This window comes from Galbibacter pacificus, from assembly GCF_029603165.1.
Classification (GTDB): domain Bacteria; phylum Bacteroidota; class Bacteroidia; order Flavobacteriales; family Flavobacteriaceae; genus Galbibacter; species Galbibacter pacificus.
Genome location: NZ_JAQSVC010000001.1, coordinates 691,161 through 716,953, shown reverse-complemented (window position 1 = coordinate 716,953; position 25,793 = coordinate 691,161). Strand labels below are relative to the sequence as shown.

19 protein-coding genes are annotated in these 25,793 nt (G+C 38.9%); 10 read left to right on the top strand and 9 right to left on the bottom strand.

Annotation, left to right across the window (positions count from 1 at the left end; translation table 11 throughout):
• The first annotated feature begins 30 nt into the window (after positions 1–30).
• Both PSF86_RS02865 and PSF86_RS02860 read left to right on the top strand, forming a co-directional pair.
• Positions 31–474 carry a Fur family transcriptional regulator gene (locus PSF86_RS02865; protein WP_277898554.1) on the top strand — a complete coding sequence of 148 codons (444 nt, stop codon included), beginning with the start codon at positions 31–33 and terminating at the stop codon, positions 472–474.
• 18 nt (positions 475–492) lie between these two features.
• A complete protein-coding gene (locus PSF86_RS02860) occupies positions 493–1,764 on the top strand; it encodes an adenylosuccinate synthase (protein WP_277898553.1) in 1,272 nt (423 codons plus the stop codon).
• A gap of 124 nt (positions 1,765–1,888) precedes the next feature.
• On the opposite strand, the gene PSF86_RS02855 is transcribed toward PSF86_RS02860, so the two are convergent.
• Both PSF86_RS02855 and PSF86_RS02850 read right to left on the bottom strand, forming a co-directional pair.
• Complete coding sequence (locus PSF86_RS02855) at positions 1,889–3,340, bottom strand: SusD/RagB family nutrient-binding outer membrane lipoprotein (protein WP_277898552.1); 1,452 nt, start codon at positions 3,338–3,340, stop codon at positions 1,889–1,891.
• Positions 3,341–3,352: 12 nt separating this feature from the next.
• Positions 3,353–6,514, bottom strand: coding sequence for a SusC/RagA family TonB-linked outer membrane protein (locus PSF86_RS02850; RefSeq protein ID WP_277898551.1), 3,162 nt, complete (start codon positions 6,512–6,514; stop codon positions 3,353–3,355).
• 367 nt (positions 6,515–6,881) lie between these two features.
• Here PSF86_RS02850 and PSF86_RS02845 point away from each other — a divergent pair, with 367 nt between their 5' ends.
• From PSF86_RS02845 to PSF86_RS02810, 8 genes are all read left to right on the top strand, one after another.
• Positions 6,882–8,687, top strand: a complete 1,806-nt coding sequence (locus tag PSF86_RS02845; protein ID WP_407933303.1) for an OstA-like protein — start codon at positions 6,882–6,884, stop codon at positions 8,685–8,687.
• Positions 8,684–9,877: an aspartate aminotransferase family protein gene (locus PSF86_RS02840; RefSeq protein WP_277898550.1), complete on the top strand. Its 1,194-nt coding sequence runs from the start codon at positions 8,684–8,686 to the stop codon at positions 9,875–9,877. Before PSF86_RS02845 ends, PSF86_RS02840 begins: the two co-directional genes overlap by 4 nt.
• 88 nt (positions 9,878–9,965) lie before the next feature.
• Complete coding sequence (locus tag PSF86_RS02835) at positions 9,966–11,369, top strand: tetratricopeptide repeat protein (RefSeq protein WP_277898549.1); 1,404 nt, start codon at positions 9,966–9,968, stop codon at positions 11,367–11,369.
• Between the two features lie 32 nt (positions 11,370–11,401).
• Positions 11,402–12,316 (top strand): polyprenyl-phosphate transporter, encoded by a 915-nt coding sequence (locus PSF86_RS02830; protein WP_277898548.1) that lies wholly within the window; start codon positions 11,402–11,404, stop codon positions 12,314–12,316.
• Positions 12,317–12,318: 2 nt separating this feature from the next.
• The gene (locus tag PSF86_RS02825) at positions 12,319–13,341 is read left to right on the top strand and encodes a DUF368 domain-containing protein (RefSeq protein ID WP_277898547.1); all 1,023 of its coding nucleotides are present in this window, start codon (positions 12,319–12,321) and stop codon (positions 13,339–13,341) included.
• Positions 13,334–14,071, top strand: coding sequence for a shikimate dehydrogenase family protein (locus tag PSF86_RS02820; protein ID WP_277898546.1), 738 nt, complete (start codon positions 13,334–13,336; stop codon positions 14,069–14,071). Before PSF86_RS02825 ends, PSF86_RS02820 begins: the two co-directional genes overlap by 8 nt.
• A 717-nt stretch (positions 14,072–14,788) precedes the next feature.
• On the top strand, positions 14,789–16,741 hold the full coding sequence (locus PSF86_RS02815; protein ID WP_277898545.1) for a DUF349 domain-containing protein: 1,953 nt from the start codon (positions 14,789–14,791) through the stop codon (positions 16,739–16,741).
• A gap of 167 nt (positions 16,742–16,908) precedes the next feature.
• Positions 16,909–18,957 carry a tetratricopeptide repeat-containing sensor histidine kinase gene (locus PSF86_RS02810; RefSeq protein ID WP_277898544.1) on the top strand — a complete coding sequence of 683 codons (2,049 nt, stop codon included), beginning with the start codon at positions 16,909–16,911 and terminating at the stop codon, positions 18,955–18,957.
• A gap of 28 nt (positions 18,958–18,985) precedes the next feature.
• Here the strand turns inward: PSF86_RS02810 and PSF86_RS02805 are convergent, their stop codons facing one another.
• The 7 genes from PSF86_RS02805 to PSF86_RS02775 form a co-directional block, all read right to left on the bottom strand.
• Positions 18,986–20,263, bottom strand: coding sequence for an O-antigen ligase family protein (locus PSF86_RS02805; protein ID WP_277898543.1), 1,278 nt, complete (start codon positions 20,261–20,263; stop codon positions 18,986–18,988).
• Positions 20,264–20,311: 48 nt separating this feature from the next.
• Positions 20,312–21,451, bottom strand: a complete 1,140-nt coding sequence (locus PSF86_RS02800; RefSeq protein ID WP_277898542.1) for an MraY family glycosyltransferase — start codon at positions 21,449–21,451, stop codon at positions 20,312–20,314.
• 96 nt (positions 21,452–21,547) lie between these two features.
• The gene (locus PSF86_RS02795; protein WP_277898541.1) at positions 21,548–22,399 is read right to left on the bottom strand and encodes a polysaccharide deacetylase family protein; all 852 of its coding nucleotides are present in this window, start codon (positions 22,397–22,399) and stop codon (positions 21,548–21,550) included.
• Positions 22,399–23,166: a methionyl-tRNA formyltransferase gene (locus tag PSF86_RS02790; RefSeq protein ID WP_277898540.1), complete on the bottom strand. Its 768-nt coding sequence runs from the start codon at positions 23,164–23,166 to the stop codon at positions 22,399–22,401. Before PSF86_RS02790 ends, PSF86_RS02795 begins: the two co-directional genes overlap by 1 nt.
• Positions 23,167–23,865, bottom strand: a complete 699-nt coding sequence (locus tag PSF86_RS02785) for a WecB/TagA/CpsF family glycosyltransferase (protein WP_277898539.1) — start codon at positions 23,863–23,865, stop codon at positions 23,167–23,169.
• Between the two features lie 18 nt (positions 23,866–23,883).
• Positions 23,884–24,873: a polysaccharide deacetylase family protein gene (locus PSF86_RS02780; protein ID WP_277898538.1), complete on the bottom strand. Its 990-nt coding sequence runs from the start codon at positions 24,871–24,873 to the stop codon at positions 23,884–23,886.
• A gap of 4 nt (positions 24,874–24,877) precedes the next feature.
• Positions 24,878–25,789, bottom strand: coding sequence for an AAC(3) family N-acetyltransferase (locus PSF86_RS02775; RefSeq protein WP_277898537.1), 912 nt, complete (start codon positions 25,787–25,789; stop codon positions 24,878–24,880).
• Positions 25,790–25,793 lie beyond the last annotated feature (4 nt).

The following is a 25,793-nucleotide window of genomic DNA, read 5'->3' as shown; positions in this document are numbered from 1 at the left end:
ACATTTGTAATCTAATTCGTAGAATTGATCATGGCGAACGACAAAAACCAGGAAATCGTTAAAAACGTGTTCACCAAATTCTTGGAAGAACACAAGCACAGGAAAACTCCTGAACGGTATGCTATACTGCAAGAAATATACGATAACAAGGAACATTTCGATATAGAATCGCTCTATATAAAAATGAAGAACAAGAACTATCGTGTAAGCCGTGCTACGCTTTATAATACCATAGAACTTCTCTTGGAATGCGGACTGGTCAGAAAACACCAATTCGGTCAAAATCAGGCCCATTACGAAAAATCGTATTTTGATAAACAGCACGACCATGTTATTTTAACGGATACCGGGGAGGTAATGGAGTTTTGCGATCCAAGGATACAGAACATCAAAAAAACGATCGAAGAAGTTTTCGACATAAAAATTCAAAATCATTCGTTGTACTTTTACGGTACCAAGAACGAAAAAAGCTAATCATCTTATTTAATTACAATGGCAGTAGATTTACTACTAGGTTTACAATGGGGAGACGAAGGAAAAGGTAAAATCGTAGATGTCCTCACCAAAGATTATGATATTATTGCACGTTTCCAAGGCGGTCCAAATGCAGGCCATACACTTGAATTCGACGGCATCAAACACGTATTGAGAACAATTCCCTCTGGTATTTTTCATGAGAACTCCATCAATGTAATCGGCAACGGCGTTGTAATAGACCCTGTAGTTTTTGTTAAAGAACTGGAAGGTTTACACCAATTTGGCATTGATTATAAAAAGAAACTGATCCTATCGCGAAAAGCACATTTAATATTGCCAACCCACCGCTTGCTGGATGCCGCTTCGGAAGCCTCCAAAGGAAAGGCTAAAATTGGTTCCACCCTAAAGGGGATCGGTCCTACATATATGGACAAGACCGGCAGGAACGGATTGCGTATCGGCGATCTGGAGCTGGACGATTTTAAAGAACGCTACAGGGCACTGGCAGACAAGCACGAGGCCATGATCAATTTTTACAACGTTGATGTACAATACGATTTGGAAGAACTTGAAAAAGAATTTTTTGAATCGGTTGCCACACTTAAGGAACTTACCTTTATCGACAGTGAGGAATTTTTAAACCAGTCGCTTAAAAACAATAAGACCATTTTGGCCGAAGGCGCACAGGGCTCCTTACTGGACATCGATTTTGGCACCTATCCCTTTGTAACCTCTTCCAACACGACCGCCGCGGGCGCCTGTACCGGACTTGGCGTGGCCCCGAACAAGATCGGTGAAGTATTTGGTATTTTTAAGGCGTATACCACCCGCGTGGGAAGCGGTCCCTTCCCCACTGAACTATTTGATGGCGATGGTGAGAAAATGGCCAAAATAGGAAACGAGTTCGGTGCCGTAACCGGAAGGCCCAGACGCTGTGGATGGTTGGATCTGGTAGCCTTAAAGTATGCCGTTCAGGTAAACGGGGTTACGCAGCTCATGATGATGAAGGCCGACGTTTTAAGCGGGTTTAAAACATTAAAAATATGCACTGCCTACAAATACAAGGGGGAGACCATTCAACACCTGCCCTATAATATAGAAGAAGAAAACGTAACGCCTGTCTACACCGAAATAAAAGGCTGGGACAAGGACCTGACCCAATTGGATGCAGCCGGTCAATTTCCGAAAGCATTGAACGACTATATTGAATTTTTGGAAAAAGAATTGAACGTGCCCATAAAAATTGTTTCAGTGGGACCGGACAGAACACAAACGATCCACAGATAAATAATTAGAAAGGACATAGAAAAACAAATTGTTTTTCAACCAAAAAAAACAAAGCCGATCATAGATCGGCTTTGATGTTAATGGTTAGCTAATAAAATAAATTTATAAAGGTCCACAAACATTTTTAGTGTATATCCCACCATAACCTGGTGTGCAAATTATCTGGACCTTGAAACGATATCATATCAGCATAATTGGCAGCATTATTATCTGCAATAGAGGCATCATATGCATGCCTTACAGGAATCCTCGGGTCATTTGCATAGGAGGAAGGTACCAAAGCAGGCGCATCCAACCTTCGCCATTCGGCCCAGGCCTCGGGGCCGTTCAAATATAATGCCACCCATTTTTCATAAGCAATGTCCTCGATCCCCCCATAAGGATGTGCCGCGATATATTCTGTAATATCTTCAGTGGCAACCCCCCAATATTCCATAGAAGCGGTAACGGCCTCTTCATATAAGGTAGCGGCATCACCTCCACCAACATCCCAACCATTTACGGCCGCTTCGGCCATGGCAAATTTTATTTGAGCTGCCGTATAGATTGGTGAAGGATAATCCGGTGTGTAAATAATTTCATTGTTAATAAAAGAATAGCTGGGAACATTCCCGTTTACATTTCCATTGGGGGCGCCAACATATCCAGCATCAATGGCATCAGGAAAGTTTGTTACGGTCGAAACACTATCTCTTGCCGGGGCGGCATATTCAAACAGTCTGGGATCTAAATTTTCCCTAAGTGATTCTACCATGGTCCGGGAAAGGATGTAATCCTCCCTTGTCCTGAAGTTATCCATCCACGGGCTATCACTGGCATCATCGGTACCGTAATGGTACTCAATGTTATCATCATTAGAAGTTACCAAAAGACCGGAAGCCACTGCTTCTTCAAATTTTGTTTTTGCCAGGGAAGGGTTTACATGAGAAATCCTCAATGCCATTGTCATTTTTAAATTATTGGCAAAGGCCTCCCACCTGTCCATATCGCCATCAAATAAAATATCGCCACTAGGCCCCGAAGCACTATGGTCTATTAAGGATAATACATCTTCAATTTCTGCAAACATAAAATCGTAAAGGCTTTCCTGCGTATCAAATTTTGGTTGCGGGTTTTCTATTCCCATAAACGCTTCGGACCAAGGGAGTGCCCCCCAACGATCTGTCATATATTGCAGAAAATAGGCCCTAATGGTTTTGGCTGTTGCAATTTGGTTTGCATTTGCACCGTAAATGGCATAATCTTCGGCAATTTCCGGATTGCTGTTGATGGCTATAATTTCATTTAAATCCTGTAACGGCCCCGTATACCAGCTGTCGTAACTATAGGTTAGCCCAGAATATCTTGATGAACCCGGGTATTGCCCTTCGGTAATGTGCTGCATATACAATATGGGTGTTTCATCGACTACAATATCCGGGATGCTCGATAAGGCATTGGTAAGCAATTGCGAGGTCACCGCGTCGGTCGGCCCGTTGGGGTTATCATTGGTATCGTCATAATCAATAGTATTACACGAACTGCACAATACAGTTATACATGCCACTATTTTTATATGTTTTATTATCGTATTCATCATCATTATTTTTTAGAAAGTTAAATTCAGGTTTAAACCTACGGTCCGGGTCATTGGTAAAGTTCCACCTTCTGCCCAGTTGATATCGTTTCTCTTTTCCAGTTCCGAAGGGTCTATCCAAGGTTCATCGGCATAAATCAACCAAACATTGTTGGCATAAAGGCTTATGGATGCGCTTGACAGGCTTATTTTTTCAAGTAATTCCTTGTTGAAGTCATATTTCAACCGAATGGTCCTTAACTTGATATATGTTGCATCGTGGAGGTTGTTTTCATAAATCGCACCAAGGTTCCCTGAATTATAGAGCACCTGTGGGTCTACATAGGCGTCAACCACTGTTCCATCGCTAATGGGGTTTCCCGATTCATCGATTCCCGTTTGCAGTACCCCAACTATATGCTCTCCCCCACCTTGAGAAATTGGATCCCTTTTAGGGTTTCCTAGATCGTTAAGTCCAGCTGTCTTGGCCGAAAGCCCCGAATGATCGAAATAGCGCTCTGTCCTGGAATAGTACTTCCCACCTTTTTGAAAATCAAACCCAAGGTTTAAGGATACATTTTTGTATCTGAAATTAGAGAAGATACCCCCGGTATAATCTGGCAACAAAGACCCCAAATATTTATTTTGTTGAATACTGTAGTAATAATTCCCATCGTTTTCCGTAAAGAGAATATTGCCATTTTCATCGGTGGCATAACCAGTTCCGTAGAACAATCCATATTCCTGCCCTACTCGTTCCTGTAAGCGTATACTAGATCCATAATCGCTTAAATCCCTGGCATCAATCCCGGGATAAAGCTCATTGACTTCCCTCTTCAACGTGGCAAAATTTGCTCCAAGTGTCCAGGTTACATCTTCGCCGTCAATAATATCCCCTGTCAGGGCCACCTCAATACCATTGGTCGTTTGCTTACCGCTATTGACCGTAATATCAGAATATCCCGTGGCGCCGTCCAAAGGCACATTAATAGGAAGGTCTTTGTCTATCCTGTTATAATAAGTCAGATCCAACGAAAGCCTATTTCTAAAAAACTGCAATTCGGCACCTACTTCAAACTCGTCCCTGGTACCTCCTTTTAAAATGGGGTTTTCCTGAACATTGGAAACCGACAACCGCCCGTTTCCTTGATACAAAGGATTTACATCATAAACATTCCTGGTAAGATACCGATCTGGAAAAAAAGGAGCACTGGCATAACCCGTCCGCAGCTTTGCAAAAGTCAGCACATCGTTTTTAGGAAGGATTTCATGTAGAAGAAAACTTAGGGACCCTCCGTAAGTATCCACCCGGTTATCGTCGTCCCTCGCTGTGGAAGACCAGTCCAATCTGTAAGAACCATCCAAATAAAGAAGGCTTTTGTACCCTAGGGAAGCTTTTGCAAACATGGCATTTCTCTTTTCCTTTCCTATCTCGTTCTCGGCCGTAACGGGATCTTGAGAACCGGCCAAATTATAAAAATCAGGAATCGTGAGGTCGCCATTGGTCGTACTGTATAACCTTCTGTAGTCTTCCTCTACTTTTTCACCGCCAACAACAACATCTACATCCAGATCGTCATTAAACAAACGTTTGTGGTAATTTAGCATCCCAAAGAAATCCTGTCTCTCCTCCCTTCTATGTTCTTCTAGGTAAAAAGCGGGATCCAACAGGCTGATGGTCGTTCCGCGGTCGTCTTCCAGATAAGAGTAAAAGGTCCTTCTTACATCGAAGGTAAATTCAAGGTCGTCCGTAATTTCATAGACAATCCCTACTTTACCAAAATAAGAGTTTTTATAATCGTGTTTTTCATTTTCATAAGAATGAAAATAAGGGGAATCCCAATACAAGGGCCTGGCATCTCTTGGCCCCCGGATGTTCCATGAAACTGCCTGATTGTTTCTCATATAATCACGCAGTCTGGTAAAATCGAGCTGTCGTTGCCACCATTGATTAAAATTAGACCCTAAGTTCCCATATCCCTGATCGGGATTGTTAACCCGGTCCCTGTCTTCTATATTGATATTGGCAACAAATTTTAATTTCTCCGTAACATTGTAAAAAGCATTAAAAGCTACTTTGGTGTATTTGTTACTGGAATTAGGGATGACCCCGTTCTGGTCTACATAAGAAATGGTGCTCATTACATTGTAATCTTCCCCGGCTTTTGAAAAAGAAACCGTGGTATTATTGGTAAGTGCAGAATCGTAGAAACTGCGTACATCGTTCGGGGATTGTGTCCAAGGGCGAAGTTCTCCAAATTCTGGGGTGCCGGGTATCCAGCTGTCCCAATGACGGACCATTTGCCCGTCAAGTCTGGGTCCCCAGCTTTCATCGGCCCAAAAATCCGGGTAAAGCTGTCCCTCAAAAGAAGCCCATGAAGCAGGATCCTGTGCGGGGTCGTAATGAAAAACATTAAATGTCTGACTATAACCGCCGCCGTATTCATTTTGATACTCCGGTAAAGCAGATACAGAACTAAGTCCTACGGAATAATTCACTTCAACCTTTGCTGCACCCACGGTGCCTGATTTACTGGTAATAATGATGACCCCATTCCTTCCCTCGGGACCATAAATGGCCGTTGCCGAAGCACCTTTCAACACCGACATTTCCGCAATATTATCGGTATTTATATCGCTGGAATTATTAATTCTAACGCCATCCACCACATAAAGCAGATCATCGTTTCCACGAAGCCTCACCCTTGATTCCCCAAAAGTCGAACTACTGTTTCCCACTACCTGAATACCCGAAACACGGCCGGCCAGTGCGTTGTTTACATCAGTTTCCCGGGCCTGCACCAATTGGTCGCCCTCCACCGATTGCTGAGAGAAACCAAGTGCCTTTTTCTCCCTTCTAATCCCCTGCCCGGTCACAACCACTTCGGCCAATGCCTGTGCGTCCTGTTCCAGTACAAGGTCTATTACGTTAGAAGCACCTACGGTACGTTCTTCCGGTTTTTGACCGACATAAGAGAACACCAGAACATCTCCTACGCTGGCCAAGATGGAGTACACCCCATCAAAATTAGTTTGGGCACCATTGGCGGTGCCCTTGACTACAACATTCGCTCCAGGTAACGGTAATCCGTCTTGATCGGTAATCGTCCCTGTTACGGTTTTTTCTTGCGCAAATGTAAATTGCACAATTAATGCTAGCATCAGCATTAAAAATACACGTAATTTAATTTTCATTGTTAATATAGTTTGAGATTAGCAGGGACTAACTTATAAAAGAAAAAGTTAAATCATTGAAGATATTTTATAGTTTTCAGCCAAAATGATAATTATTTTTAAAGTTTTAATTCAAACACCTAAAAATTATCAGTTTTTTTATTTTGACGTCCTTAAATTGTCGATTTGATATATTGTCACATTTCCCCATAGAATGAGTAGATTTATAACATCTTCTACATTTGGTTATAGTAGTCTTTACCTGCTTGATTTTATACTATAAAAAATTCATAAGAAGAAGTGGCATTTGCTATTATCATTCAAAAAATTTCATTTTTATAAATTCTTCCCAACAAATCATCAACTAACTGAAAAAGCTTTATTTTTGATGCAAAATTCAGAGCTTTTGAAGATTTTAAGAACATATATATTTTTAATGCTGATAGCTGGCACCCCACTACTTTCGGCACAAGAAAAGAAAGAGATTACCATTGTCCACGGTGGGGATTTTAACAAGGATGAAGAAAAATATCCCGGGGCCTCAATCTTTAGCAAAGACGACCAACAAGTACAGTTTGAGCATCAGGGTATAGATCTTTGGTGCGATTTGGCCGTATATTACCAAAAACAAAACCGTATTGAAGCCTATGGAAACGTTTTCTTCCAACAGGGCGATTCCATTAAAATGAACAGCGAATACATTGAATATGATGGGACCTCGAAAATTGCCATTGCAAAAGAGAACGTAGAGCTGCGCAACAGTTCGATGACACTAAACACGGAAGAATTGGAGTTTGACAGGAATACCCAAGAGGCGTTTTACGATAATTTTGGTACCGTTAAGGACAGCGCCAATGTTTTAACAAGCAATAAAGGGCGCTATTATATGGAGATTGATAAATATGAATTTAAAAGCGACGTTAAAATAACAAATCCCGATTATATTATTAATTCTGCACGTATGGATTATTACACCAAATCTAAAAATGCATACATGTACGGGCCTTCCACTGTTACCGGAGAAGACTATAAAATGTACTGCGAAAGAGGGTATTACAATACCGTTGCAGAGACCGGGTATGGGCTAAAAAATACCCGCATTGATTATAGCCAACGGATTATCTATGGCGACAGCCTCTATTTTGACAAGGCGACAGAATTTGCTTCGGCTACCAACAACATTAAAGTAATAGATACCGTTAACGACGGGGTTTTAAGGGGCCATTATGCCGAAATATACAAAGCGAAGGATTCGGTGCTGGTTACAAAAAGAGCCTTGGCCATTAGCGTTTTTGAAAAAGACTCCATGTATATCCACGCAGACACTTTGATGGTTACCGGAAAAGAAAACGAAAGGGTTATCCGTGCCTATAGGGATGCACGGTTTTACAAAACCGACCTTAGCGGCAAATGCGACTCCATTCACTCGGATGAAAAAACCGGCATTGCACAACTCATTGGCAAGATCCCGCCCAGTACCCCCGAAAATAAAATTTCGGCTTTCCGTCCCATTCTTTGGAGCGGACAGACCCAAATGACCGGAGACAGTATACACATCCTGTCCGACTTAAAGACCGACAAACTGGACTCCTTAAAAGTCTGGGAAAATGCATTTATAATCCAAAAAGATTCCCTGAGCGGCATAAAATTTAAAGACTCCCTAAAACAGGGCTACAACCAAATTAAAGGAAAATATCTTTATGGGCTGTTCGAAGAGAATGAATTAAGGGTTGTTGACATTGTTAAAAATGCCGAACTTATTTATTTCCTGTGGAACGACAAAGATGAATTTGTGGGGATCGACAAACGAAAGTGTGGACTCATACAAATGATTATGGAAAACAATGAAATTGACAACACCACTTCTTTTATCGATGTTGAAGGAACCATCTACCCAGATGATGACCTTCCTGTAAACGGAAGGAAATTTAGAGGGTTTTATTGGCGCGGTGACGAAATGATTTTAAGCAAGGAAGATCTTTTTAGTGAAGAAGACAACAACATTGTACTTCCGGTAATAAAAGGGGTAAACAACCCCATAGATATCGATAACCCTGATTTGGCCCCCGGAGAAACCTTGAATAAGCCGGAAGACGACCAAAAAGACCCCCAACAAAAAAGGGCCCGACCAAGCAAAAAAGCAACCTTGCCCGAACAAAACAAAGAAAAAGAAGAAGATACGCCTTCCAAATGAAAAAAGACTTCTTAAAATATCAGGCGCAAACAGGACCTGCACCACTGAGCATTGAAGTTTCACATGCAAAGGGGACTTATGTTTATGACGTCTCCCATAAAAAATATTTGGACTTTGTGGCCGGGGTATCCGCCAACACGCTCGGCCATAGCCACCCAAAAATAGTGGAAGCCGTACAAAAACAGGCTGCTTCGTACATGCATGTAATGGTCTACGGGGAATACATACAGAAACCCGCTGTGGAGTTTAGCAAATTGCTTGCAAAATCACTGCCCGGGCCACTTGAAACCACTTATTTGGTCAATTCCGGCACCGAGGCTATCGAAGGGGCCATGAAGCTGGCCAAACGCGCCACCGGAAGAAGCGGACTTATTGCCGCAAAGCATGCCTATCACGGCAATACGCAAGGATCCATGAGCCTTATGGGCTTCGAGCCGCGCAAACAGGCATACAGGCCGCTGCTCCCCGGAATATCGTTTATTGAATACAACAATGAAAACGACCTGTACAACATAACCGAGGACACCGCAGGAGTGCTTTTGGAAACCATTCAAGGAGGCGCAGGTTTTATAGAACCTAAAAACGGCTACCTAAAAAAAGTTAAGGCACGTTGCGAAGAAGTCGGGGCACTTTTGATCCTGGATGAAATACAACCGGGGTTTGGCCGCACGGGCAAACTTTTCGGGTTTATGAACTATCAAGTAGTTCCCGATATTTTGGTCATGGGAAAGGGAATGGCAGGCGGGATGCCGGTCGGGGCCTTTACTGCCTCGCATGACATGATGGCATTGCTGAAGGAATCTCCCAAAATGGGACATATCACCACCTTTGGCGGACACCCCGTTATTGCCGCCGCGGCCCTTGCCACGCTTCAGGAATTGACAAGTTCCAACTTAATACCGCAAACCCTTGAAAAAGAAAAACTTTTCCGATCGCTTTTGGTACATCCTTTGATTAAAGGAATTAGAGGAAAAGGGTTAATGTTGGCCATCATTCTGGAAGACCCGGAAATAGTTAATTTTCTGGTTTTGGAAGGCATGAAAAAAGGACTCCTTTTATTTTGGTTGCTTTTTGAACCGAAAGCCGTTAGAATTACACCGCCATTAACCATTTCTAATGAAGAAATTGAAGAAGGCTGTACTGCCATTCTAGAACTTCTGGAGGAGTGGAATAGCCAAAATGTTAACTAATTTGTTAATAACAATAAGGTTTTTGGCTCATATCGTAACGCTTCAAGCCCTAAATTTATTAACGTAGAAATCTAAAAATGCATCGCCTATGCCATTTAGTGCTCACGAAGACCATAACCTTCCATTAGCAAAATTTGAATCAATGCTAAAAACAAACGACGTTTATTTCTTTGATTCAGAGGATTTTCAAGACATTATTCATCACTATTTAAATTCCGGAAAAGTAGCTTTGGCAAAAAAAGCCATACAGATCGGGTTACAGCAACACCCCTCTTCTTCAGAACTTAAACTCTTGCACGTGGAGATCCTTGTTTTTGAAAACCGATTTGAAGCCGCCGAAAGGATTTTAAATGAAGTAGAGGCCATTGAGACTTCCAATGAAGAAATTTATATCCAAAAAGCCAACATCTATTCCAAGCAGGACAACCATCAAAGAGCAATTGAACTGCTTCATGAAGCCCTGTCGATGACCGATGACGACAATGCCGACATATATTCGTTGCTCGGTATGGAATACCTCTTTCTGGACGATTACGAGTCGGCCAAAGATGCTTTTATTCAATGCCTGAACGAAGACTTTGAAGATTATGCCGCTCTGTACAATGTTATTTATTGTTTTGACTTTTTGGAAGATTTCGATGGGGCCATCGAGTTCCTTAATTCCTATCTGGACCAAAACCCTTATTGCGAAGTTGCATGGCATCAACTGGGAAAACAGTTTGTTAGTAAAAAAATGTACAAAGAAGCACTTTCCAGCTTTGATTTTGCCATTTATTCAGACGATACCTTCATTGGTGCCTATCTTGAAAAAGGCCGGGTACTGGAGCGCTTAAAAAGGTATAACGAGGCCATTGAAAATTACGAGATTACCCTTGGACTGGACGATCCTACCTCTTTTGCCTATTTAAGAATAGGAAAATGCCACGACAAGCTTGGCAATTTAGAACTGGCCAAAAAATTCTTTTACCGCACGGTACACGAAGACCCCCTCTTGGACAAAGGCTGGATTGCCATTACCGATTTTTACTTCAAACTGGGAAACTATCAAAAAGCGCTGTATTACATCAATAAGGCCATCAATATAGATAGTGAAAATGTTCTGTACTGGAAGCGGAGTGCCAAAATAAACGAATTGCTCCATTTTTATGAAGAAGCCGATTTGGCTTATCAAAAAACCATAGAACTTGGCAATTACGAGCTGGAAACCTGGATTTCATGGTCGGATATCCTCTTAAAATTAGGCGAATACGACAGCGCTATCCATAGCTTGTTACAAGCACTGGAATTTTATCCGGAACATGCCGATCTGGAGTACCGTTTGGCCGGAATGTACTATTTATCCTCCGATTCCCTAAAAGGTACCTACCATTTAAAAAATGCCCTAAAACACAACTACGAAGAACGGGATACCATGGAAATATTGTTCCCGGCCGTTTACAGTAGAAAAACGGTCAAAAATATAATCTGTAGTTTTAAAAATGCATCCCTATAAAATTGCTATTTTTGTTCGCCTAAGAACAACATATGCAAAGATCATTTTTAGACTATCTCGTTATAACCCTTAAAGGAATCGCCATGGGGGCCGCCGATGTTGTCCCGGGCGTCTCTGGCGGGACCATTGCCTTTATTTCCGGTATTTACGAAGAGCTCATTACCTCCATTAACAATATCAGCCTGGAGACCCTGCAGCTATTAAGAAAAGAAGGGTTCAAAAAAGCCTGGCAGCACATTAACGGAAACTTTTTGGCAGCGCTTTTTTTGGGCATAGCCATAAGCGTGCTCTCTTTGGCCAAACTTTTGGAGTGGTTGCTGGAGCACCATCCTATTTTATTGTGGTCCTTCTTTTTTGGGCTCGTTGTGGCCAGTATCTTTTTTGTGGGCAAACAAATTTCCAAATGGTCCATCGGTGTTATCATTGCATTCATCATTGGGGCGGCACTTGCCTATTACATCACTACCATCCCCCCATCCCATGCAAGCGGGGGCTATCTTTATTTGTTTTTTGCAGGGGCTTTGGCCATTTGTGCCATGATACTTCCCGGAATTTCCGGTGCCTTTATCCTAGTCCTTTTGGGCGCATACGGAACGGTCTTGGCGGCAGTCAACAACAGAGACCTGATTACCTTGGCCATTGTTGGCCTGGGCGCTGTATTTGGACTGCTAAGTTTTTCAAGGCTCTTAAAATACCTCTTTACCAATTACAAAAACAGTACCTTGGCCTTACTTACCGGTTTTATCCTGGGGTCGCTCAATAAAATATGGCCCTGGAAGGAAATCATGGAAATTGAAAAGTTTGGCGATAAGACCATTACTATAGACAGAAGCATCAGTCCGTTTTATTTTGATGGCGACCCCAAGTTAATGTGGGCAATAATTTTGGCATTTATTGGTTTTTTAACCATCTTCCTATTAGAAAAACTTGCTACGGTAAAAGAATAACGATGCAACAACCCACGCGCACACTTATGGATAAATTTTTCCTCTTTATCAAGGGGCTGGCCATGGGTGCGGCCAATAAAGTCCCGGGGGTTTCGGGCGGTGTGGTTGCTTTTGTGGCCGGTTTTTACGAAGAATTTATCTATTCCCTGCAAAAAATCAACTTAAAGGCCTTAAAACTTATCCTGAACGGGCGGTTTAAAAGCTTTTTTCAATACATCAATGGGCGCTTTTTAAGCTTGCTCCTTCTGGGCATGCTGGTCAGTTATTTTAGCGTCTCCAAAATACTGGATTATTTTATTGCACAGAAAGAACTGTATGTATGGGCCGCATTTTTCGGGATGATCGTCGGTTCTATTTATTACATTTCCAAGGATTTTCATCATTGGAGCAGAAAAACCGTTTTCTTTTCCATTATCGGCATTGCCATTGGCGTTTCCCTGAGCTTTTTCAACCCCGCCAAACAAAACGACAACCTGCTCTTTGTTTTTTTCTGCGGAATTATAAGCGTTTCGGGAATGACGCTGCCCGGGCTTTCCGGTTCCTTCATCTTAATTTTGCTCGGCAACTACGTATTGCTTTTGGTAGACTCGGTAAATGCCCTGTACGACACTTTTGCCGAAGTTTTTCAAGGAGATGTTAGCTTTGTAAATAATTCCGAGCGCATTGAAATGCTTAAAATCCTCATGGTTTTTACTTTGGGCTCCGTTACCGGGCTGGTAACCCTTTCTCATTTATTAAGTTATGTGCTAAAACACTATAAATACATTACAACGGCCATTATTTTAGGTTTTATCACGGGTTCGCTGGGCGTGGTGTGGCCATGGAAGAAAACCATTTACAGATTGGACGCACACGGTGATATCATGACAGATTCTGCCGGCGAAAAAATCATAGCAAACTACCAACGCTACCTTCCGCACATACATAATGGCGAAACATGGATTGCCGTTGGTTTTATTATTATTGGAATTTTAATTGTACTGGCACTGGACTGGTACGGGGAAAAAAATACAGAAAATGGATAAGCGTTTTGGATTATTAGGGAGAAATATTTCTTATTCCTTCTCTCAAGGGTACTTTACCGAGAAATTTAAGGAGCTGGGGCTTACAGGTTATTCGTATGTTAACTTTGATGTACAAAAAATAGAGGATTTTCAAGAAATAATAAACAGTACCAAAGGTCTGGTGGGCTTTAATATTACCATTCCGTACAAAGAAGCCATTTTTCCCTATTTAACAGCTATAGATCCCGAAGCCAAAGAAATTGGCGCCGTAAATGTGGTCAAGGTTGTGCCAAATGGCCTAAAAGGCTATAATACAGACGTACATGGTTTCAAAGAATCTTTAAGGCCCCACTTAAAACCATGGCATACCAACGCTTTGATACTGGGTACGGGGGGCGCCTCCAAAGCGGTTGCCCATGCCCTAAAAAGTCTGCAAATTCCATACAAATATGTATCCAGGACCGCTTCTAGTGGGAAAATTGGCTACGGCGACCTAAATGCGGCCACGATTTCCAAGCATACCGTTATTATTAATTGCACCCCGCTGGGGACCTTCCCCAATGTAGAGCAAAAGCCCGCAATTCCGTATCAATTTTTAACCGATAAGCACTTGGTGTTCGACCTTATCTACAATCCCCCGCAAACCAGCTTTATGAAGCATGCACAAGCACAAGGAGCCACTGCCGTAAACGGACATGAGATGTTAAAGCTGCAAGCCGAAAAAGCATGGAAAATTTGGAATGAAAATTAGGCTTTTCGATACTAATTTTATAAAAACTCCCTCCGTTTTTGGTAATAAGGCGCCCGCATTCCTTCATGTTTAAAGGTCCGCATATTTGGTACCGAAAAAATGGTTATTGTTCCACGGGCTTTGTCAATTTTATGGTCTTTTTCTACAATGCCCCATCTTGCATCAGCTATAGCGCATCTTTTTTGGCTTTATTCCATACTTTGGAGCCGATGTTTCATTTTTACGGTTGAAAGTAGACCTACAAGGTCGAAAAAAAGACCTTGCAGGAATTTATGATTTTATATTCAGCTTTCTTTCATCTTTTTCAGCAATATTCCATGCTTCACCATTGGTGTAGTAGCTTCATTTTTAATATCCTGCAAAACCTTTCCTACCATATGGGTTTTTATCATGCACATGGGCAACCTTGCCAGGTTTTGGCTATTTGCAATACATCATTTTTACGCTTTTTATAAAAAATATTTCAGAAAAGGGAGACATCAACAGGAACATTTATAAAATAACCGGGAGTGCACGAAACAACCCCTGTGCAGCATGGCCATTTTCTATATTTATGGGACATACATGTTAACAAAGCCTCATTTATGGGGGATAACGCCCCCTGGATACGATTAAAATCTAAATATTTTATAGTTGCGCTTTAAAACACTTGGCTAATTTGTTACTTGTTAGTATCTTTCAACTTGAAAGTATTGACGAACCTTAAACATTTATAAAATGTTAGAAGAAAAAAACGATAACCTGCATCCCGATGCAGATGGAAACGAGAACGAAAGTAACAAAGAGGCCGCGCAAATAGAGGATCAAGAAGAAAGTACTGCCGAAAAAGCTCCGGAAGCAGTTAAAAAGGATGCTGCACAAGATTCTGGCGAAGAGGAGGACGTGCACAACGAGATCGATGAATCCAATGCGGAGGATGCCGAAGATGAAGGGCATAAGGATCGTCATGAAATCCCTTTACTGGACTACCATGCCATGAACATGGACAAATTGGTATCTGAACTTGAAAAACTGGTTAAAAAGGAAAAGATTCAAGCCATTAAGGCCCATGTGGACCAGATAAAATCTGAATTTGATTTAAAGTACCAGGAACTTTTAGAGCAAAAAAAGGAAGATTTTATAAACGAGGGCGGCAATGAAATAGATTTTAGCTACAGCACTCCCGTTAAAAAGCAATTTAACGAGGTGTATGGCGAATATAAAGAGAAGCGCAACCAGTATTATAAAAATCTGGAGCACCGCCTGCACGCCAACTTGGAAAACCGCCTGGCGATTATAGAAGAACTGAAAGGCCTTATTAACGTTGAAGAAAATATTAACGATACCTATAAGCATTTTAAGGAACTTCAGGACAGATGGCGCAATGCAGGCCCTATTCCACGCGTAAATTACAACGATGTTTGGCGCACGTACCATCACCACGTAGAGATTTTCTACGATTTTCTGGACCTGAACCGCGATTTGCGCGACCTTGACTTTAAGCACAACCTTGAAGAAAAGGAAAAAATAATTGCACAGGCCGAGTCCCTTACCGAAATGGGCGATGTAAACAAGGCGTTCCGCGAGTTGCAGCTGCTCCATAAAATCTGGAAAGAAGACCTGGGCCCCGTGGACAGGGAACACCGTGAGGATATTTGGAACCGCTTTAGTGCCGCCACAAAGGTCATACACCAAAAGCGTCAGGAGTATTTTAAGAACCAGGACGCCATTCATGAAGATAATTTACTGGTAAAACAGGACATTATCAAAAAGATAATGGACGTTACCCAGCATCCGGCGGGCAACCATAGCGGATGGCAGAAACAGATTAAGGAAGTCGAGGCCTTAAGGGAAGACTTTTTTAATGCCGGACGCGTACCATACAAGGTAAACGAGCAGACATGGTCTGCATTTAAGGAAGCGGTACGGAAATTTAACAGGAATAAAAACGCTTTTTATAAAAGTCTGAAAAAAGACCAGCAGCACAACCTCGACAAGAAAATAGAACTGGTAAAACTTGCAGAATCTTTAAAAGACAGTGAAGATTGGGAGGAAACCACCCCTATTATGAAAAAGATCCAGGCAGACTGGAAAAAAATAGGCCATGTGCCAAGGAAATATTCGGACAAGGTCTGGAACGAATTTAAATCGGCCTGTAACCATTATTTTGACCGGCTCCATGCCAGAAAGAACGAACATTTTAAAGAAGAAATGGAAGCCTTTGAGCAAAAGAAAGCATTCTTGGACGACCTGAAAGAATATCAACTTTCCGGTGACAAGGAAAAGGACTTGGAGCAAATAAAGAGTTTTATTTCGGACTGGAAAGCCATTGGCCGGATTCCACATAACAAAAAGAGCATTGAAGGAAAGTTTAACAAAATCCTGGATGCCCTCTTTAAAAAGCTCGATCTTGACAAACAGAAAGCCGAGCTTATAAAGTACGGGAACAAACTGGATCAGCTGGCCAACTCGGACAACGATTCGCTTATCCAGAACGAGCGTGTTTTTATTAGAAGGCGCATCGACGAGGCAAAATCTGAAATCCGCCAGCTTGAAAACAACTTACAGTTTTTCAATGCCGATGACAACAATCCCATTGTTATGGAGGTTAAAAAGAACATAGAAAAGCACAAAGACGACCTTAATTTATGGAAAGCCAAGCTTAAAAAGCTAAAAAATATGGATCAATAAATTGTATCTGCACCGATTTCCTTTAAAAAACGGCCTTGCTCCACCTCGAAAAGCAGGGCCGTTTTTTTTATCAATCGATTACATTGGTATTTAGTCCCCTATTTATCAGATAAATACTAAAAAATATTTTTTTTTATATTAAATTTGAAACAGATTTGTTTCCCTGAATGAAATTTAAGCTACTCTTAATACCAATATGCCTATTATTTTGCCCCAACAGCTATGGCCAGGAGCAAAAAAAAGACAGTCTTGCGAAAAGAATTGCCCAGCAAAAACACCGCTCCATAGAAGAAAAAAGGGATACCGCATATATCAATCTTTTAAACAGGTATGTGGTTGCCAACTTTTATATAAGCAACGATACCATTAAATTTTATTCTGAAGAAAGTTTAAAATTATCCAAAAGCATACACTACACAAGAGGAGAAGTCGAGGCCCTTATCAACCTTGCATTTTATGAAAGCGAATTGGGGAATTACACGGAAGCTATTTCCATCGCACAAAAAAGCCTGGCCAAAGCCCTGAACTCCAATAACCTGGAACAAACATTAATGTGCTATTGCAACATAGCTACTTTCTATGAATATTCCGGCGACATAAAAAATTCGGTAGAGTTTAGCTTAAAGGGCATAAGTCTGGGCGAGCACAACGGGCATAAAAGCAAAGATGCCAAGTTGTACCTAAGCTTGCTATACGAAAACCTCGGGATTACCTATGGAATGCAACGGGAATACAAAAAGGCATTGGAGTTTCTATACAAAGCCCAAAAAATAAACATTGAAACAAAGAATACCCTATCGGAAGGGCAGACCCTGAGCAATATTGCCAGTTTTCAATTAAAGACCAGGGAATTTGAAAAAGGTTTAAAGAACATCGATAAAAGTATTCCCATATTTAAAGAGCTGGGCTACGACGACTGGTTGGCCTATGCCCTAAAGGTAAAGGGGCAGCTATATGTGGAGATGAACAAGTACGAACCGGCCCTGGATATTTTTATGCAATCGCTTTCCCTTTATGAAAAAGTAGAGGACAAACGGGAAAAAATATCCCTTTTAAACGGTATTGCCAAGACCTATAGCGGCATGCAGGAATACGACCTTGCCAAATTATATGCCGAAGAAGCGCTTGTTATTGCCAAGGAGTTAAATTCTTTTGAAGACATCAAGGAATGCTCTCAAACGCTTTCGGTCATTTACAAAAAAACAAAAGATTTTGAAAAGGCCCTTCAATACCACGAGCAGTTTAAAAAATACAACGACAGTATTTTTAACCATGAAAATACCAAAAGTATTGCCGCCCATGAAGCGCAGATGGATTTTATTGAAAAGGAGAACGAGCTTATTTTAAAAAACGAAAAAGAGCTCAACAAGCAAAAACTATTCATTTACCTGTCCACTGGCGGGGTTCTTATATTGCTTACGGTTTTATTTTTTACACAGCGCAGCAGGAAACTGGAGCGCAAGCTCAACGGGCTATTGGCCAATAAAAATTACGATTTAAAAAAGAGGGAGCAGGAGCTCCAAGAGCTCAATGAAACCAAAAACAAATTCTTTTCGATCATAGCACACGACCTGCGGGCCCCGATTGCTTCCCTTAATTCCCTGATAGACCTTTTAAAGGACAACCAGATCAGTCCGAACGACTTTATGCAATTTGCACCGAAGCTCAGCGAGCAGGTAAAAAGCATCTCCTTTACGCTGAACAATTTATTGGTCTGGGGACAGGCACAAATGAAAGGGGCCATTTCAAGGCCTTCGAAAGTTGATATTAAACACGAAGTGGCCGAGACCATGCTTTTGCTAAAAGAGCTTGCCCATAAAAAGAACATCGACATATACAATAAGGTTCCCGACAAGGCTTTTGCCTATGTTGACAGGGACCAAGTACAACTAATATTTAGAAACCTGGTCAACAATGCCATTAAATTCACGGCCGAGTCCGGATTTATTGAAATAATAGGAACTGAGCTTAAAAACCACTGGCAAATAGAAATCAAGGACAGCGGTATTGGAATTGCACAGGAAGTAATAGACAATATACTTTCAGACAAAACCCATTTTAGCTCTACCTATGGGACGCATAATGAAAAAGGAACCGGATTGGGGCTTAACCTGTGCAAGGAAATGATTAAAAAGAACCACGGGGAGCTCTGGATTGTTTCAAAAATAAACGAAGGCACCAGTTTCTTTTTCACCCTGCCAAAAATGGAAGGCTAAATGAAATAAAAAAGCACTTAACCGAGTTTTATTCATTCCGGATGATTCGACTGCTCAAGATGCTCCGTTTTTTGAGCAACAATGGAACGATGATGGAGAAAAAAACGATTCCGTTAAAACGCACCAACATGGATTCGAACAATAAAGCAATGAAAAGGGCCAGAAAGACCGAAAATTCATTATAGCTCCTTCGCATGCTATAGGCTAAAAAAGTAAAAATAAGCATCAAAGCAAATACCCCTACAACCCCCATTTGCAACCATGTTTCCAAAAACTGATTATGGGCATTATACCGGTGCTCATAATTCTCATTGTATCCCAGTTGTTTATATTTTTGTACCAATACCTCATGGGCGTCCCCTACCCCATAACCCAATAAGGGTGCCTCGTTGATCGCTTTTATGGAGGCCTTCCAGGAGAGCAGCCGCAAGGACTCGGAAATGGTAGGATTGTTCACCGATACTTCTTTTAATCCGCGAGCATTCAAATTGGAATTTAAATCAATGATGCGCGGGTTACTGAGAAACACCAACGTCCCCAATACAAGCACCAGTATCAACAAATTACGCCTCACTTTATCCTTCACCTTAAGGAGTAATAGCAAAGCCATGATAAACAAGGTAAAATACGCCGATTCGGTGGCCAATAAAAAGAGATAGACAAATAATACGATCACCGTTAAAAGCCTAAAAATGGTATTTAGTTCTTTTTTCAGGTAATAACTCAGTACCAATAAAATGTACAAAGAGATATATCCGGGATTCACAAGGCTGGAGAACTGTACGTGCATAAAAAAGTCCCATCCTTGTTTTACATAGTCAAAAAAGGAACTATTGGGAGGAATATTCCCCAGAAATAAGAAAACGTCATACAATACCATTAAAAGGTTGATCAAGAAGGATACAATAAGCCCGTATAATAAAAAATCGAAAAGTTTACGGACCGAGAGCCCATCCTCCTTTACAAAAAGAAAAATAATCGGAAACAACAGCAATGTTAAGGAACGTTGGATAAGATACCAGCCATCGCTTACATTTTCAGTATAAAACATACTTAAAAGAAGCATCAAAAAATAAAGCGGGAAAAGCAACAATATTTTATTCTCCGATAGGTATTGTTTATCACCCTTAAAAATATTAATGCCCCCGCTTACAATGGCTACCGCAAAAAATGGCGTAGGATAATTAATATCGATAGGCAATAAAAAAAAAGCGATATACAGACTGTTCCAAAACACACGTTGTACCAGATTACTGTTTTCATCTTGATAAAACAACGTTTTTATATGTTGGATGGTGTTGGTCAATATGAAATTATAATTAGTAAGCTTATATTATGAGAGGATTAATAAATATCACTTATTCTTATTCCTTTTCTTTAACCTTTCTCTGAAACTTTCAACCTTACGTTTAAAAAATATTTTTCTTTTTAGGTTAGCAAAACTATAATCTAAGCGATAAAAAAGATATGCCAAAAATACTACGGTGGTAACTAATGCTAATATCATCCATAGATTGTTCGATGTACTCCCTAAGACTATCAGTAGTACTACAAAAATAAAATTGAAACTGGCAATGATAAAACTAGCTTGCTGATGGGAAAGATTCAAATAATCTACTAAAATATGGTGGGTGTGATTTCTATCGGGTGAAAATGGCCCTTTCTTACTTACTATTCTTAAAGTGAAAACCCTAGCAGTATCAAATAAAGGAACAATAAGAATACCTATTGCTACCAAGGGTGCATTTTCTAATAAAAAAGGCAAATCCTTATATGATGTAGGTTTTAATGCCAGAAATTTAAGTGTAAACATGGCCAGCATAAAACCAACAATTAAAGACCCGGTATCCCCCATAAAAATCTTTCGGGTAGATGAAAGGTTATAACCCAAAAAAGCTATTAAACAAGCATTTAAAGCAATACATAATAAAGCATAAAAATACTCATGTGACATATAAAATATAGTGGTATAAAGTATTAAAATGACTATTCCCACCATGGCAGCCAATCCATCGATACCATCAATTAAGTTGTAGGCATTTATAATGGTTATCATAAAAAATCCACCAATTAATAAATATAAAAAATAAGGTATTTCATTTATATTTAAAAAACCATGTAGAGAGGTTATTATAAAGCTATCACTTGCTAGTACAAACGAAACCGCTAATATTTGAGCCCCCAATTTAGTAAGAGGGGATAGAACAACTAAGTCATCTTTTAAGCCTACAATAAATAATATAGTTAATCCTGGTATTAAATAGATGGCTTCATTATGCAAATCTCTTTCTTTTAAAAAAAAGATAGCAAAAATTAAGCAGTAGAAAAACGCAACACCCCCTAATGTCGGGGTCACTTTTTTATGTGAGCTCCTACTATTGGGATTGTCCATTAAGCGTTTATGCTCTACTACCCCAATTATTTTTGGGATGGTAAAGTAAGTAAGAAGAAAACCTCCTATAAATAGTAAAATTGCTGTTTCTAGAAAATACATAAATAAACTTCTAAAGGCTATTAAGAACTAACCACAACTAACAAATATAATTTTTCCAACTCAGAATATAATACTCATATTTGATTAACCAGAAAATTAACTTATTTCTATTATGTTTGCTTTGGACCAATCAATTAATCCATCAGCTTGCTTTAAATCAATAAAATTAAAATCATTGAGCCAATTTCTTAATTTCTTCTCACAATTGTTTAATCCATAATAAGATTTAAATTTTCTAAAAATACTCAAATCATCAATTAAAGGCTGGTTCTTATCAAAATCCCTTGGGTGAAAATAAGTCATAATGTATTGGGATTGCTTAGATTTTGACTTTATAAGACTATAGGGGAAAAGTCTAAAATAACCTCCACCCGAAAAAATAGTTTTTTTTCCTAATATATTAGTGGTATTAATAGGAAACTCCTTCAGTGAAACTCCATTATGTACTAATATACATGGTTCTGAAATTGCAAAATTTGAAATCCCCCCATGTGCTCTATTTGTAGGAAAAATAGAACAATCGTTCTTAATCCCAAACTTGTGAAGACTTTCAAAGGCCCATAGATTATCCTTTTTAATAGAAAATCCAGGAGCTCTATATGATATTATTTTTTTACCAATGATATCTTCTAATTCATAAATTGACTGTTTTAAATCTTCTTCGTACTCTTTTTGAGTCATTTCGTATGCCAACTGATGTAGATTAGAATGTGTTCCTATTTCATAACCTAATTCGTCTATTTTTTTTATTACCTCTGGATATTTTTTTGCAACCCATCCCAAGCAAAAGAAAGTAGCATCTACATCATTATCTTCTAAGATTTTAAAAATCCTATCCATATTTTTATGAATTCTAGATTCATATTGTCCCCAATCTACTTCTGTTTTAGTAGATTTATTGTCTAGAATGTGGAACCATTCTTCAATATCAAATGTTAATATATTCATTAATAAAATCGTTTCCCTTTGGATTTAAACTCTTTAACATCTTCTCTAGTAGGGAATGTGTAATATGTTTTTTGGCTATCAGGATTCTCAATTAATTGATATTTTCCTTTTTTAATCAAGCTTATAGATTCTAATATAGCATTCATCCCCAATTTTTTTGATAGCTTAATAAGTTCCTCTTGCGTCATATGATCATCTATTTTTAGTTCTTTTTGAATCAAAATAGGCCCACTGTCTATTCCTTCATCCACAAAGAAAATGCTTACTCCAGTTTTAGGTTCATTATTTTTCAACACCCAAAAGCTTGGCATTAATCCCCTATATTTTGGCAATAATGCAGTATGTAGGTTTAAACAACCTAAAGGAGCTAAATTTATTAGTTTCTTTTTGAAGATTTGATTTCCTGCTATTGAAATTAACAAATCAGGCCTATAGGATCTAATGATTTCTAATGATCTATGATGGTTAACTCCTTGCTTCAATCTAATTTCTTTGATTCCATGTTTACTTAGTACATATGAAACTCTTTTTTGTTTATTAAATGTACTTTTAATATATTTTATTGTGTAATATAGAAAAAAATAAGAACCAAAAATAGTCCATGTTTTTTTCATTTTCCTATAAAAAGACTCCTTTTTACCAAAAGGTGAAACATCAAACAAAATAGTTGATACAATTTCCGTTCCCTCTGGCAAGTTTTTAATTAGATAATCAATATTCTTAGCCAGAAAAAAAGGTTCATCCTGTGTTAAAATAATTATTCGCATTTAAATTTTATTAAGCATTAAGCGTATTGAAAAGTTTATATAAGTTAATTGTCTTCGCCACCTAGTAGGTTCTTTGAGCAACCTATAAAACCATTCTAACCCTAAGTTTTGATATATTTTAGGTGCTCTTTTTATTTTTCCTGTATATACATCAAAACTTCCTCCCAATCCCATATACAACGCTGGATATACTTTTAAATATTTCTCCATTAAGAATTCCTGCTTAGGACTTCCCATTGCAACAAAAATCACATCAGGCTTTGTTTTAACAATGTCTTCCAATAAAGCTGCCTCATATCCATCTTTTAAATAGCCATCCCGATAACCATTGATATTAATACTTGGGTAATCCTCGTATAATTTAACTATCGTCTTTTCAATTACTTCTTTTGAACCTCCAATCAAGTAGAACGATTTTTTTGTTTGATATTTTTTAATAATATCCAACCAAAATTCTGCTCCAGCAATTTTTATAGACTCAACGCCTTTTCGTTTTAAAGCTAATACAGCTCCAATACCATCTGGATAGCCAATATTATTATTGATTATTTTATCTAACTCCTGATCTGCTTTATTTAATTTTTCAGCATTCAAAGCTATTAGAATGCTTTTTTTATCCTTAATGAAGTGTAAAAAAACATCCTTGGATTTAAATGCGTATATCCTTTTATTATTGATATCCTTCGAAATCACTTCCATATAAACCTTATAAATTAATTATCCTTGGTATATTACAAACTTATGCTCACTACTTCTTTTCTCTATAAAAGAAGTGATTTTTTTTAATGAATAAGGAGTAAAAGCCTTAGGATGACCTATTATTACAAAATTACCTGAATTTGAAGTCTTCCGTATATACTTGTCAAAAGATTTATCCAATAATTTGGCTTTATAGCCGTCAATTGAAACTACACTATAAGAAGGCAAGGTAAGAAGCCTTAGTGCTTCTTTTTTATCCATTCCTAATGCAAAGCCATCTCCATAAGATTGATGCTGTTTTTGCTTTAAAATCTTTATTATCAAAAACTTCCAAAAGAAAAACGGACTCAACTTAAATGAACTGATAGGAATCTCTTTAAAACTACCATGGATATCCTCTTTAGTTATATCTTCCGAAAAATTATATTCAGTTTTATATTGAAGAACTCCCCTAAAATTGAATACCTGATTAGCTGAATTGTAATATCCATTTGGGTAAACGGTACTATCAATAAACACATTATTTTTTTCAAGGGCTTTTTTAATCGGAGTAAATGGCTGGGCACTCCAGCCCCCTGCCCGATATGCCACAGGTGCTTTGCCTAACACCCGCTTTAAAACATTATTATACCTAGTGACTATATCCAATATTTCTTCTTGATTAAAACAAGATAGCTTATATCTTGAAGTATTAAAAACCCATTGTCTCCCGTCATAATAAGAGTCTTCCCAATGGGGATGAACATGCAGTTCTATTCCATGTCCATTATCTGCAAGATAACGTATCTGCTGTGTTACTTTATTATAATCATTCTGCAACTCAAGAAATTGATCTTTCTGTCTTTCCAGCTGAACCAAATACCCTGCATCTACAAAACAAACAAATTTAATATTGTATGGATCAACAATTTTCAAAAGTGCTTCTGTGGGTTCTATAATACATTTATCTACAGAACCACTCCTTGCTCCAAAAAAAAGTTCGTAATCTAAGGTGACATATATGTTCATATTCTCACGCTTTATAAATACTTTTACCCTCTCTAGAAAGTTTCAACAATGTATTTGTCACTTCACCAGCATTTGCAATAAACATTGGAACACCTTTATAAGACCACTGCAATAAATCAGGCTTTGCAATATTCTTTGCTATAACCGTTAAATCCCGACGATTGGATAAGTTATCTGTATAGCATTTTAAATTGTATGTATATCTTTTCTCTTTATAAAACATATCAACTGGTATATTTATATATGTTCTTTCTATTGGGTAAGGAAATTTTTCTTTTAATAAATCTTCAATTACATGCACGTGCGTTAAATTTCGATAATAGTAAACCCCCACACCAAAAATAACAGTTTTATAGGAATTCATGATACCAAACGGTGTGTCTTCTCCAAAGGTTGTAGACGACAAATGGTGCTTTTCCGTTAACTCTTGTGCTTTAGGCCCATATGCAGCAACACTATGAGTAGGGTGGAGACTTCTATAAACATTCTTCTTCCTTCTAAACATTTCATTTAACAAGCCTACTGTTGTTGGAGTCTTTTCTACATCAAATTCCTTCTTTTTAGAATAAAATTCTTTCACTCCTTTGTTTTTTTTACCCAACACAAAAGCAGGCATTACTAAAGTTATATTTTTCTTTTTGGAATAATCTATCAATGCACTTAGCAAAGTGCCAACATTTCCTTGATACATTGGAACCAGATTATTAATAGAGCTATGAACCATTAAAATATCGAACTCTTTAATTAGGTTTTTTCTTTCAAACTCTTTTATTATATCATCATCATTAAAAGTTCCGTTAAGAAAAGTGAACAATTTAGGATTTTTACTTTTGAGCTTTAAGATTATTTTTTTTATTTTATTTTTAGTCTCTTTTGGTAAAATTTTAATTAATAATACAACTATCCTTTCTTTCATTTAT